A 12,778-nucleotide genomic window follows, 5' to 3' on the forward strand; every position below is an offset into this window, starting at 1 on the left:
TGCCGGGCGTGGGCGTCGACTCCAGCGGGGGCTGCGGCGTGGCGGCGCGGTCCGGCCAGCGGCGCACCACCTTCACCTGGGACATGGCCTTGAGTGTGTCGCGCAGGCGGCGGCTGTCCGCTTCGAAGTCCGGCGACTCCGGGCCCACCGGCTTCTGGAGCACCGCCAACGCCCCGGCCCTCAGCGCGGCCATGGACGTCTGGATGTCGCGCTCCACCAGCGTGGACACCACCACCACCGGCGTGGGCACCTCCGTCATGATGCGGCGGGTGGCGTCCAGGCCGTCCATGCGCGGCATCTGGATGTCCATCGTCACCAGGTTCGGCTGCAGCCGCTGGCACAGCTCCACCGCCTCCAGGCCGTCCCTGGCCTCGCCCACCACGGTGAGCGCCGGGTCGGTGCGCAGGATTTCCACCAGCAGCCGCCGGGCGGTGGGTGAGTCCTCGGCCACCAGGATGCGCAACGGTTCGGTCTTCATAGCAGTCGCCTCAGGGTCTCCAGCAGACTCGTGGGGTCAAACGCGCTCTTCACGATGTACGCGCTCGCGCCGGCTTGCAGGCCGCGCGCCTTGTCCTCGGGCTTCTCACGCGACGTGACGAGCACCACCGGCACGCGTCCGAAGCGCGGAGAGGTGCGCACGGCCTCCGTCACCTGGAAGCCGTCCATGCGCGGCATCTCCACGTCCAGCACCAGCGCGTCCGCGCCGCCCGCCTGGAGCCGCTCCCACGCCTCCGCGCCGTCCGCGCACGCGGTGACGTCGTAGCCGGCGCTCTCCAGGATGCTCTGCTCCAGCATGCGCGTCGTGGGCGAGTCGTCCGCCAGCACCACGCGCCGGCGCGCCACCTGCTCCTTGGGCGTGGGGAAGAACTGGGCGGAGGGGCGTCCCCCCGCGGCCCGCACCAGCGACGCGGGGTTGAGCAGCAGCGCCATGCGCCCATCCGGCAGCACCGCCGCGGCGGCCACGTGCCGGGCCCGCTTCACGCGGCTGCCCAGCGAGCGCACCAGCGCCTCCTGCTCCGCGATGACCTCGTCCACCACCAGCGCCGCCTGCGCGGTGCCCGCGGACAGCACCACCGCGGGCGGCCGCGCCTTCGGCGGCCCCGGGGGCAGATCCAGCACGCCCGCGAGCGACGCCAGCGGAACCAGCGCCTCCGGCGTCACCCAGGACATGCGGCCCTCCACCTCGCGCACGTCGGAGGGCGACAGGCGCAACAGCCGGTCCACGCCCTCGCTGGCGAGCGCCAGCACCTGCCCGCCCACGGACACCAGCAGCACGCGCAGGGTGCTCAGGGTGAGGGGCACGTCCAGCGTGAAGCGGGTGCCCTGGCCCGCCTTGAAGGCCACCTCCACGCTGCCGCGCAGGGCCTCCACCTGGGCGCGCACCACGTCCAGGCCCACGCCCCGGCCGGACACCGCCGTCACCTTCTTCGCGGTGGACAGGCCCGGCAGGAACACGAGCCGCGCCGCGTCCTCGTCGTCCTCGGGCGCTTCCATGCCTCGGGTCCGCGCGCGCTCGCGCAGGGCCTCCAGGTCCAGGCCGCGCCCGTCGTCCTCCACCGCCACCTCCACCCGGCTGCCGCGAAGCCGCGCGGACAGCACCACGCGGCCCTCCTCCGGCTTGCCGTGGCGCACGCGCTCCTCCGGCGACTCCAGGCCGTGCGCCACCGCGTTGCGCACCAGATGCAGTAGAGGTTCGCGCAGGGACTGCAAGAGCGAGCGGTCCAGGTCCAGCCCGCCGCCGTGCACCTCCATGCGCACGCGCCGGCCCAGGCCGTGCGCCACGTCGCGCGCGGCGCGCTCCAGTCCGGTGCAGCCCTCCTCGAAGGGGAGCATGCGCGCGCGGCGCACCTCATCATCCAGGCCGGTGGAGGACTGGAACAGCGCGCGGCGGTCCTGCGCCAGCACGCGCGCCACCCGCGCCAGCTCCAGCTCCACGCGGCGCAGCGTCGTCTCGGACGGCGTGCCGCGCACCCGCTCGCGCAGCCCCATCGCGTCGTCGCGCAGCGCCTCCAGGGATTCGGCGTGGCCCTCCAGGCGCAGCATCGCCACGCGCAACTCACCGCTGCGGCCCAGGAGCGCGTCCAGCTTCTGCCCGGACACGCGCACCGGCAGCGTCTCCCCGCTGGCCTGCGAGGGGACGGAGAGCTCCGGCTCGGCCTCCGCGGGCTTCTCATGGGGAGCAGGGGCGGGCGGCGCCGGCTTCGGCGCGGGCACGGGAGTCTGGGTGGGCGTGCCGTGCGCGGCCTGCTCCAACTGGGGCAGCAGCGCTTCCAGCGGCGAGCCGGACAGGTCCTGGCGCGCGGCCAGGCGGCGGCCCGCGTCGTCCAGCGCGTCCACCGTGGCGAAGCACAGCTCGAAGAGGTCCGGCGAGGGCGCGCGCCCGTGGATGAGCGGCTCCAGCACCTCCTCCATGCGGTGGCAGGCGTTCTCCACCATGCTGGCGCTGGCCGCGCGCGACGCACCCTTCACGCTGTGCAGCGTCCGCAAGATGCCCGGGACGAGCTCCTTCGCGCGCGCCGGGGCCTGCTCCAGCGCGAGCAGGTCCCGGTTGAGGGACACGACGTGCCCCTCCAGCTCCTCCAGGAACGAGTCCAGCAGTGCCTGCGCCAGCCTGTCGCGATCCATGGGTTAGCGCCCGAACTCCCCGAGCAGCCCCTTCAGCTTCTGGCCCATGGCGTTGATGTCCTGCATCGCGCGCTCCGTCTGCCGCGACGAGATGAGCCCCTGCTGCGTGGCCTGGTTCACGTCGTGCATCGCCTGGCGGATCTGCCCGATGCCGGTGGCCTGCTGGTTGGCGGACGCGGCGATTTGCGCGGCCGTGAGCGACGCCTGCGTGAGCAGGTCCGCCAGCTGCTGGATGGTGGTGCCCGCCTCCGTGACGACGCGGGTGGCGGCGGACACGCTCTTGGTGCCCTCCTCCGTGGTCATCACCGCGCCGTGGGTGGCCTTCTGGATCTGCCCGAGAATCTGCCGCACCTGCGCGGTGGCCTTCTTGGACTGATCCGCCAGGGCCTTCACCTCGGAGGCGACGACGGCGAAGCCGCGGCCGTGCTCGCCCGCGCGGCTCGCTTCAATGGACGCGTTGAGCGCGAGCATGTGCGTCTGCTCGGAGATGTCGTTGACGGTGGTGATGATGTCGCCAATGGCCTGGGCCTGCTCGGCCAGGGCGAGGATGCGCGACGCGATGGACTCCACCTGTTCGCGCACGGCGCCCATGGAGGACACCGCCTCCTCCACGGCGCGGCGGCCGGAGCGGCCCACCTCTTCCGAGTGACGGGCGGACTCGCTCACGGCGCGGGCGCGCCCGGCGGCCTCCTCCGACGTCTTGGTGATCTCCTCGATGGTGCTCACCGTCTCCGTGACGGCGGTGCCCTGCTCCTGGGCGCCGGCCACCTGTTCGGTGGTGCTGGCGAGGATTTCGGAGGACGCGCCGGCCAGCTGGTTGACGAACTCCGCCACGGTCTTGAGGGTGTGCTCGCGCTGCTCGGACTGCTTCGCCAGCTGGACTTCCGCCTGCTGGCGGCGCTCCGCCATGGCGTTGAAGGCGCCGGCCAGGTCGGCCATCTCGTCCTTGCCGCGCACGTCGATGCGGTGGGTGAGGTCGCCCTTGCCCAGTTGCTCCGCGCCGAAGGTGAGCTTGCGCAGGGGGTCGGTGATGCCGCGGGTGATGACGAAGCTGCCCACGCCCACGATGGCCAGGCCCAGCAGGGTGCCCAGCGCCAGCACCCAGACGCTGCGCTGCGCGGCCTGGGTGGCGGCGTCGGAGTAGAGCTTCCAGCGCTCCTCCTCCGTGTCGCGCATCTCGAAGATGAGCTCCCGGATGGTCTCCATTTCCTTCTGGCCGCGGTTGGTCTTCACGATGGCCTGGGCCGCCTCGAAGCCCTGCTCACGGCGGACGCGGATGGTGTCGGCCAGCTCGTCCAGCTTGTTCAGGACCAGGGGCTCCAGCTTCACGAAGCGGGTGCGCTGATCCGGGTAGCGGGCCATCGCCGGGCGCAGGGCGTCCAGGTCCGCTCGCAGCTCGGCCATGGCGTTCTGGTACGGGCGCAGGTAGGTCTCCTCACCGGTGAGGATGAAGCCGCGCTGGCCGGTCTCCGCGTCCACGACGAGCGCGCGCACCTCGCGCAGCAGCTTGTAGTTGTTGTGGGCCTCCAGCAGGCCCTCGGTGGTGGTGGTGAGCTGCTGGGCGCCCTGGAAGGCCACGCCAGCGATGATCAGCAGGACCAGCAGGGACAGCCCGAAGCCCAGCGCGATGCGATTCCCGATGCTCATGCGACTCCTTCTTCGGAAAGCTCGAACACGAGACGCTCGTCGGCGAGGAGGGCCTCTCCCTCCAGGACGAGCGTGCCGTCGGGGCTGACGCCGGACACCAGCGCGCCCGCTTCCTCTTCCAGGGAGGGGGGCGCGGGCAACAGCTCCGTGACCGTCAGCACCGCCACCTCCATCACCTCATCCGTGCGCACGCCCAGCTCCGCGCGGGCCGTGCCCACCACCAGCACGGGGCCGGTGCCCTGCGCCGCGGGCCGGCCGAACAGCGGGGCCAGCTCCACCACGGGCAGCACTTCTCCGCGCAAGAGCGTCAGGCCGCGCAAGAGCGGCGGCGCGCCCGGCAGCAGGGTGAGCTCCGGCGCGCGCATGACCTCCAGGATGAAGCGCGACTCCAGTGCATACGTCTGGCCCGCGGCCCGGAAGCGCACCATCTCCCGCTGGCTGCCGGGCAGCACGGGGACCTCCGCCGGGCGGGCCAGGGAGAGGGCGCGCGCGTCGAGCGCGGCGAGGGCCGCCTCGTCGGTGAAGGAGTCGCGCGCCTCGGTGGCGCGCTCCAGCGCTTCCAGCCGGGCCCGGGCCTTGTCCCAGTCGATGTTTCCCTCGCGCTTCGGCATCCGCTCGCCTCTTTAGCCTTCAGTGCGCTCCAGGCGCCGCGACTCCGCGCGGGCCACGTCCGCCAGCGCTCCGGCCCGCTCACCTTCCGCCAGCGGCACCAGCGCCTCTGGCGACAGCTTCCGGCACAGCCCCTCCGCCTCGCGGTAGGCCCGGGCGGCGGCGGCGGACTGGTCCTGCCGGCGCAGCACATGGCCCAGGAGCAGGTGGCCCACCGCGAGCCCCGGCTCCAGGTAGAGCGCCTGCCGGGCGGACCTCTCCGCGTCGGACAGCCGCGCCTGCCCCAGGAGCAGCAGGGCCTCCAGATACCGCAGACCGGCGACCAGTGGGTGACGAACCGCGGCCTCCTCGCAAGCGAACAGCGCCGCGCGCGGATCCAGGTTGGCCAGTGCACGAACCGCGGCCAGGGCGCCTTCCGGGTCGGCCGATTGGGCCCCCGCCCGCCGGGCGGCCTCGCGCCAGTCGCCGCGAGCCAGCGCCACCCGCACGGCCTCCAGGGCCTCCACGCTGAGCGTGAAGCGGGTGCGGGTCCCGGACGTGGACGCATCACCGGTGCGAGCGGCCGGAGTCCCCGGAGCGGGAGCGCCGCCGTAGGAGCCGGGACCCGGAGCAGGCGTGCCGGTCCCGGACGTCCACGGTGGGGAGCCCCCCGCGGTCGCTCCATCCGCTCCAGCGGTCGAGGACAACCCGGCGGCGGGCAGTCCCGTCACGGCGCCTCCCGCCGGAGACGGCCGGGCCCCCGGCGACGCCGATGCGCCCGGGGCCGCCGCGGGGAACACCCCGGCTCCGGGACGTCCGCCAGAGGCCGCACCCGGCGTGCCCGCGGTGAAGGGCGTGCCATCCGCGCGCAGTGGCGCCAGGGGCTGGAGCGGGACGAAGTGCCCGGCGTTCGAGCCGGCCAGGGGCTTGCGGTACAGCACGCCCCACTCCGTGAGGACGGGCTCGAGCGGCGCGTAGTCCCCCAGCGGCGGATCCGACGGCCCCGTGAACAGGTACCCGCCGTCGTCCAGCGACGCATGGAGTCTGCGCGCCACGCCCTCGATGGTGGCGCGGTTGAAGTAGATGAGGACGTTGCGGCAGAAGATGACGTCCAGCTGCCAGAGGCCGCTCTCCGCCGAGGGCCACGTCTCCAGCGCCAGGTTGAGGTAGCCCAGCTGCACGTGGCGCTTCACGTCCTGCGACAGCCAGTAGAAGCGGCCCTCCTGCTTGAGGTGGGGACGCATGCGGTCCGCGGAGGGACCGCGCAGGGACCAGTCCGTGTAGCGGGCCTGCTGGGCGCGCTGGAGCGCCGTGCGCGACACGTCCGTCGCGCGCACCGTCATGTGGTCCTCCCAGCCCTCGGCCATCAGCAGCGCGGCGATGGAGTAGGGCTCCTCGCCGGAGGAGCACGCCGCGCTCCACGCGCGCACCAGGTGTTCCTGCCCCCGGCGCTCGCGCAGCTCCGGCAGCACCACGCGGCGCAGGTGGTCGAAGTGCTCGTGGGTGCGGAAGAAGTACGTCTCCCCGATGGTGAGCTCGGTGAGCAGGTCGTCCAGGAGCGCGTTGTCGAACGACACCGCGCGCAGGTAGACCTCCACGTTGTCCTGGTTGGCGCGGGCCATGGCGCGCTGGATGCCTTCCAGCGCGGCGGCCAGGCAGCTGGGCGCGGCGAGCCCCGCGCGCTCCTCCACCAGGGCGAGCACCTCCTTGAATCCCGGGGGGAGGACGCCGCCAATCAAGCAGGCTCCGGAAGCACTCCGAGCGCGGTGTCGAGTTGCAGGGCCTCCGCCTCGGAGAGGAAGGAGCGCAGGTCGTGCACGAGCACGAGCCCGTCCGAAAGCTTCGCGGCCCCGGCCACGTACCCCACGCCCGGCAGCTCCCGCGGAGACGGGTCCCACTCCTCGGGGGTGACGACGTGCAGCCCTTCGGCCCGGTCCACGCGCATCGCCACCAGCCGTCCACCGGTGGAGGCGACGATGAAGTGGTCCATGGGGGACAGGGCGCGAGCGGGGTGGCGGAAGCGGCGGCGCAGGTCCAGCACGGGCAGCAGCTCGCCGCGCAGGTTGAGCAGGCCCGCCACCACGTCGGGGGCCCGGGGCAGGGGCGTGAGGCGCGCGGCGCGCACCAACTCGCGCACATCCTCCACGGGCAGGCCGTAGCGCTGCCGCTCCAGGGTGAACAGCAGGACTTCCTGTGGGCGGGCCTCCGAGGGGGGATTCATGGATGCGCGTCGCAGGCTACAGGAGGCAGGGCACCCTGGGGATTCAGGATGTAGGCCCGTCTTCCAGAGAACGCTCCCGGGGAAGGGAGCGGGTCCGGCCTGGAGCCAACGTTCGGCGGAGCGCCCGGAGTCCCGGACGGAAACGCTTTTTCGTGCGGGCCGTCCTCAGGGGACAGTCGCCAGGCGGCATGGGGCCGGGCATCGTGAGGCACATGGTTCAGCACGTCATCGTCGTGGGCGCGGGCCCGGGAGGCCTGACGGCCGCCATCAACCTCGCGGGGCAGGGCTTCCGGGTCACCGTGGTGGAGAAGGACGCGGTGCCCGGTGGCCGGATGAAGGGCCTCACGCTGGGTCGGGACGGCGAGTACGCGGTGGACACGGGCCCGTCCATCCTCCAACTGCCCGGCATCCTGAAGCAGATCTTCTGGCGCGCGGGGAAGCAGTTGGAGGACTACGTCACGCTGGTGCCGGTGGACCCGAACACGCGCGTGCACTTCTGGGACGGCACGCACCTGGACACGCGGCGGGACCTGGAGCGGATGGGCCAGGACCTGGAGAAGTTCGGCGCGGGGAAGGGGCGTGCGCTCCAGGAGTGGATGGAGGACGGGAGGCGGAAGTACGCGCTCGCGTACGAGAAGTTCATCTGCACGAACGCGGGCAGCCTGGACTACTACGCGCCCTGGCGGCTCGCGCCCACGCTGCGCTTCAAGCCGTGGCAGACGCTCTACCGGCAGCTGGATTCGTTCTTCCACGACGACCGGATGACGTACGCGCTGGCGTATCCGTCGAAGTACCTGGGGCTGCACCCGACGACGTGCTCCTCGGTGTTCAGCGTGATTCCGTTCATCGAGCTGTGCTTCGGCGTGTGGCACGTGCAGGGCGGTTTCCGGGAGCTGTCACGAGGAATGATGAAGTGCGCCCAGGACCTGGGCGTGACGTTCCGGATGGGCACGGCGGTGGAGCGGGTGCGCACGGAGGCCGGGCGCGCGGTGGGGGTGAAGCTCGCGAGCGGCGAGGTGTTGGACGCGGACGCGGTGGTGGTGAACGCGGACCTGGCGTACGCGGCCCAGAAGCTGTTGGCGCCGGAGCTGCGGGAGGGCTCGAGGCTGTCGGACGGAGCGTTGGAGCGGGCGAAGTATTCGTGCAGCACGTTCATGGCGTACTACGGGTTGGACACGACGTACGCGGACCTGCCGCACCACCTCATCTACCTGTCGGAGAGTGCGAGGCGCACGGACAAGGACGCGCTGGAGGACCGCACGGTGGACGTGGAGGATCCGCCCTTCTACGTGTGCAACCCGGGAGTGACGGACGGCACGGGAGCACCGAAGGGGCACTCCACGCTGTACGTGCTGGTGCCCACGCCCAACACGGCGCGCCCGGTGGACTGGGCGAAGACGGAAGCGACGCTGCGCGAGCGCATCCCGAAGATGCTGGAGAAGGTGGGCATCAAGGGATTGCGAGAGCACGTGAAGGCGGAGCGCTACTTCACGGCGGAGACGTGGAGGGACGACTTCAACGTGTTCCGGGGAGCGGTGTTCAACCTGTCTCACACCTGGATGCAATTGGGTCCGCTGCGGCCCCGCGTGAAGAACGCGCAGGTGGAGGGGCTGTACTTCGTGGGCGGAGGGACGCACCCGGGCAGCGGGCTGTTGACCATCATGGAGAGCGCGAACATCGCGGCGGACTACCTCACGCGCGAGGCGGGCAAGGGGCCGCTGAAGGGCTGGCCGTACGTGCCGCCGATGGAGGACGCCGGAGAACAGGCGCCGCTCCGCATGGCGCGGAGCGGCTGAAGGGCACGCGTCGGGTCATCCCCTGTCAGACCTCCCCGCTAGGTTCGGCGACATCGTCGAACCAAGGGGGACATCATGGGGCTGGATTGGAAGACCTTGTTGTGTGACACGCGGATCCGCGAGGCCGAGGGCGGACGGGCCTCTGCCTCGCTGGAGGACGATGGCCGGTCCGAGTTCGATCGGGACTATGACCGGACCGTCTTCTCCACTCCGGTCCGGCGCCTCAAGGACAAGACCCAGGTGTTTCCGCTGGAGCCGAACGACGCGGTCCGGACGCGCCTGACGCATTCGATGGAGGTCTCGACGCTGGCCCGGGGACTCGCGCGTGGCGCGGCCCGCTGGATGTTGCGCGAGGGCCACCTCGATTCCAGCCAGCAGGTGCTCGACATCGAAGCCATCGCGGCGACGTGCGGTCTCATTCACGACCTGGGAAATCCCCCGTTCGGCCATGCGGGCGAAGAGGCCATCGGCAGTTGGTTCCGGACGCACTTCGGAGCAGAGGGGCAGGGGCTCCTTCATGAGGCGGACACCGCCACCGTTCGTGCCGGGCAGCTCCGGAGTGATTTCTTGCGGTTCGAGGGAAACGCCCAGACGCTGCGCATCGTGTCGCGCCTTCAACTGCTCGCGGATTCCTACGGGCTGAACCTGACGGTGGGCACGCTGTCGGCCGCGATGAAATACACGGCGGCCTCGGATGAGACGTCCGACACCGGTCCCGCCGACAGGAAGAAGCCCGGTTATTTCGCCTCGGAGCAGCGCCTCGTGGACAGGGTCCGGTCGCTCACCGGAACCGGGATCGCGCGCAACCCCATCGCGTACCTCGTCGAGGCCTGTGACGACATGGTCTACGCGACCGTGGACATCGAGGACGGGGTCAAGAAGGGCATCGTGAGCTGGCCGGAGGTCGAAGCCTTCCTGGAGAAGCACGACGACTCCGGCATGGCGAAGACCGTCCTCAAGAGCGTCCATGACTACATCGAGAATGCGGACACGCCGCTGGAGGGGCGGGCGCGGGACGAGGCCCTCGCGCAGCACTTCCGGACGATGGTCATTGGTCACGCCAAGCGGGAAATCCTCGCGGCCTTCCAGCGGCATTACGCGCGGCTCATGCAGGGAGAGGCGCTGGAGCAGGGAGACCTCATCGGTGCCAGTGGGGCGTCCCGGCTCATCGAGGTGTGCAAGCGCTTCGGGCGCGAGCGCGTCTACAACGCCCCGGAGACGCTCCGGCTGGAGACCCTGGGCCGCCGGGTCATCCATGGGTTGATGGACATCTTCTGGGAGGGGGCCCATGGATGTCCGGTCCCCATGGACACCGCGGGCAAGGACTGGAAGAAGTTCAACAAGAGCCCTGAAGGCAAGGTCTACAACCTGCTGTCGAGGAACTACCGGACCGCGTTCGAGTCCGCCTGCGAGAACTCGAGCCTTCCTCCGCTGTACCATCGCATCCAGTTGGTGACCGACTACGTCTGTGGAATGACAGACACCTTCGCTTGCAGCCTCCATGCGCAGCTCACCCACGGATAGCGCCATCCTCCACGACCCGCGGCGGGTCCTGCGCAAGCGTCTGAGCGACTTCGTCACCCGTGTGCCGCATCCGTGGCACGGCGCGATGCGGACGCTCCTGGACGTCTTCCGGAAGCATGACTGGCAGGTCTTCGTCTTCGGCGGCACGCTGCGGGACCTGCTGGCCGTGTCGGCGACGGCGGCGCCCCGGGACGTGGACCTGGTCGTGGCGGGGGCGACGGGGGATACGCTCCGGGAGGCGTTCGCTCGGGAGTTGGTCCGGGTCAACCGATTCGGGGGGCTGCGCCTCCAGGTCCAGAAACTCCCGGTGGACATCTGGACCCTGGAGTCCACGTGGGCCTTCCAGCAGAGGCTCGTTCCCGGAGGGGACTTCGCGCACCTGCCGAGGACGACCTTCCTCAATGTGGAGGCCGTCACAGCGGAGCTGGACACCCGGAAGGGGCGTGCTCGTCAGGTGTACGGAGACGCTTTCTTCCGTGCGGTGCGCGAGCAGGTGCTCGAAATCAACCTGGAGGAGAACCCCTACGAGGGCCTCTGTGTGGTCCGGTCCCTGCTCACGGCGAGGAAGCTCCGCTACGCACTGGGACCCCGGCTCGCGCGCTACGTTGCCCATCATGGCTCCCGCATCGATGCGGCGGAGCTGGAGGCCATTCAGCTCTCCCATTACGGGCGCATCCGTCTCGACCGGGACCAGTTGATGCGCCTGATCCGGATCGTGAGTGGGAAGGTGACGGCCACGCGGCCGAGGCCCGTCGAGCTTCCCCGGATGCGTCAGCTCGAATGGAAGCTGCCGCGTCCCCAGCAACTCGACTGGCACTCCCGGGAGTGGAGGTCCACGTCCCGGGAAGAGCCCACCTTGCAGAGCACCGGCTGACCCTTTTCAGGGGCGGCAGCTCACCTCCACGAGGATGCCGCCCGGGGCGCGGCAGTAGACGAGGGTGCCCCGGTTGTTGCGGATGACGTCGGACACCTCCAGGCCATCTGCCTTCACGCGCTCATGGAAGGCGAGCACGGGGGCTTCGGAGTCCTGGAGGAAGCCGACGTGGAAGTCCTCGGGGAAGACGTCGGAGTCGCGCTTGCGGCGCTGGAGGATGAGCACGAAGCCATCCGCCCCGCCGAGCATGGCGATGGCGGGCGAGTCATGGTTCTTCGCGTGCGGCGTGAAGCCGCAGTAGCGCGTGAAGAAGCGGGCGGTGGCCTGGACGTCGGGGACCTGCAGATCAAGGTGATTCAGCTTCATGGTGGGCCTCGCGAAGGCACACGAATGCCTTCGAAGGGCCGGGGGTCCTGAATCCCGAAGGAGACGGACAAGTGCTTCCACCATGGAAGTGACCGGGGCTCACCGAACCGGTCCGCCGTTTTTCGACCGGTGGGGAAGCTAATGCAATGGCAGACGGAATGCCAGACTACGACACGTACCGCTCCGCCAGCTCCGACACCTGCCCCGTCGCCTGCGCCACCGCGGTCGCCGCCTCCTGCGTGGTGCCCAACTGCCGCAGCGTCGCGGCCATCAGCTCGTCCATCTCGCTCACCGCGCTGAACAGCTGATCCACGCCCGCATGCTGTTGCGCCACGGCCTCGGCAATCTGCCGCACCGCCGACGCGGACTCGTGCGTCAGCTTGATGAGTTCCCGCAGCCGCTCGCCGCTCTTGCGCAGCGGCACCAGCGCCGCCTCCACGCCCGCCGAACTCTTGTCCGCGGTGACCACCGCCTCGCCCGTCGCGGTCTCCATGCCCTCCAGCAGCCCGCGCACCTGGCCCGTCGCCTTGATGGACTGGTCCGCCAGCTCGCGCATCTGCCGCGCCACCACCGCGAAGCCCCGGCCCTGCTCGCCCGCGCGGCTCGCCTCGATGGCCGCGTTGATGGCCAGCATGTGCGACTGGTCCGCCAGCGACTTCACCACCTCCGACACCCGGCCCACCTCGCGAGCGCGCGTGCCCAGGTCCACCACCTGCTGATTCAACCCGTGCGTCAGGCCCCGGATGTCGTCGAGCCCCTGCTCCGTGCCCGCCAGCGACTCCTCGCCCAGCTTGCCCATCGCCGCGGCGCGCTCCGCCACCTGCAGGACGCTCCCCGCGCGGCTCGCCGCCAGCTTCGACATCTGCTGGATCTCCTGCGCCGTCGTGCGCGCCTGGTGGATGGCCGACGCCTGCCGCGACAGCGTGCGGTTCTGCTGGTCGCTCGCCTCCGTCAGCCGCGTGCCCGCCTTCGCCAGGTGCCCCGCCGACGAGCTCAGCGCCCGGGGCAGCTCCTGCAACTGCTCATAGAGCAGCCACGTACGCGCGGACAAATCGCCCAGCTCATCCGTGGACACCCACTGCGGCGGCGCCGCGCGGCCCTCCACCAGCGCGTCCAGCGACGCCCCCACCGCCCTCG

The 12,778-nt window shown here is 71.1% G+C and carries 11 protein-coding genes; 3 read left to right on the top strand and 8 right to left on the bottom strand.

The window, feature by feature from the left end; genetic code table 11:
* From D7Y21_RS35845 to D7Y21_RS35870, 6 genes are all read right to left on the bottom strand, one after another.
* On the bottom strand, positions 1–478 hold a 478-nt coding region (locus D7Y21_RS35845; RefSeq protein WP_121718083.1), incomplete at its 3' end, for a response regulator.
* The gene (locus D7Y21_RS35850) at positions 475–2,625 is read right to left on the bottom strand and encodes a response regulator (protein ID WP_121718084.1); all 2,151 of its coding nucleotides are present in this window, start codon (positions 2,623–2,625) and stop codon (positions 475–477) included. The genes D7Y21_RS35850 and D7Y21_RS35845, both read right to left, overlap by 4 nt.
* 3 nt (positions 2,626–2,628) lie before the next feature.
* The gene (locus D7Y21_RS35855) at positions 2,629–4,272 is read right to left on the bottom strand and encodes a methyl-accepting chemotaxis protein (protein ID WP_120560911.1); all 1,644 of its coding nucleotides are present in this window, start codon (positions 4,270–4,272) and stop codon (positions 2,629–2,631) included.
* Entirely contained in the window at positions 4,269–4,883 is a 615-nt protein-coding gene (locus tag D7Y21_RS35860; protein WP_120560912.1) for a chemotaxis protein CheW, read from the bottom strand. The genes D7Y21_RS35855 and D7Y21_RS35860 overlap by 4 nt, the downstream gene beginning before the upstream one ends.
* A 12-nt stretch (positions 4,884–4,895) precedes the next feature.
* Positions 4,896–6,599, bottom strand: coding sequence for a protein-glutamate O-methyltransferase CheR (locus D7Y21_RS35865; protein WP_120560913.1), 1,704 nt, complete (start codon positions 6,597–6,599; stop codon positions 4,896–4,898).
* Positions 6,596–7,081 (bottom strand): chemotaxis protein CheW, encoded by a 486-nt coding sequence (locus tag D7Y21_RS35870; protein WP_120560914.1) that lies wholly within the window; start codon positions 7,079–7,081, stop codon positions 6,596–6,598. The genes D7Y21_RS35865 and D7Y21_RS35870 overlap by 4 nt, the downstream gene beginning before the upstream one ends.
* A gap of 212 nt (positions 7,082–7,293) precedes the next feature.
* Here D7Y21_RS35870 and D7Y21_RS35875 point away from each other — a divergent pair, with 212 nt between their 5' ends.
* The 3 genes from D7Y21_RS35875 (at position 7,294) to D7Y21_RS42020 (ending at position 11,275) form a co-directional block, all read left to right on the top strand.
* Positions 7,294–8,877: an NAD(P)/FAD-dependent oxidoreductase gene (locus D7Y21_RS35875; protein WP_120560915.1), complete on the top strand. Its 1,584-nt coding sequence runs from the start codon at positions 7,294–7,296 to the stop codon at positions 8,875–8,877.
* Positions 8,878–8,952: 75 nt separating this feature from the next.
* The gene (dgt, locus tag D7Y21_RS35880; RefSeq protein ID WP_120560916.1) at positions 8,953–10,401 is read left to right on the top strand and encodes a dGTP triphosphohydrolase; all 1,449 of its coding nucleotides are present in this window, start codon (positions 8,953–8,955) and stop codon (positions 10,399–10,401) included.
* Positions 10,379–11,275 carry a hypothetical protein gene (locus D7Y21_RS42020; RefSeq protein ID WP_158627401.1) on the top strand — a complete coding sequence of 299 codons (897 nt, stop codon included), beginning with the start codon at positions 10,379–10,381 and terminating at the stop codon, positions 11,273–11,275. Before dgt ends, D7Y21_RS42020 begins: the two co-directional genes overlap by 23 nt.
* A gap of 6 nt (positions 11,276–11,281) precedes the next feature.
* On the opposite strand, the gene D7Y21_RS35890 is transcribed toward D7Y21_RS42020, so the two are convergent.
* The gene (locus D7Y21_RS35890) at positions 11,282–11,641 is read right to left on the bottom strand and encodes a VOC family protein (protein ID WP_121718085.1); all 360 of its coding nucleotides are present in this window, start codon (positions 11,639–11,641) and stop codon (positions 11,282–11,284) included.
* A 166-nt stretch (positions 11,642–11,807) separates the two neighbouring features.
* A partial coding sequence (locus D7Y21_RS35895; protein WP_233612415.1) for a methyl-accepting chemotaxis protein occupies positions 11,808–12,778 on the bottom strand: 971 nt, incomplete at its 5' end.

Source organism: Corallococcus sp. AB045 (assembly GCF_003668895.1).
Taxonomy (GTDB): Bacteria; Myxococcota; Myxococcia; order Myxococcales; family Myxococcaceae; genus Corallococcus; species Corallococcus coralloides.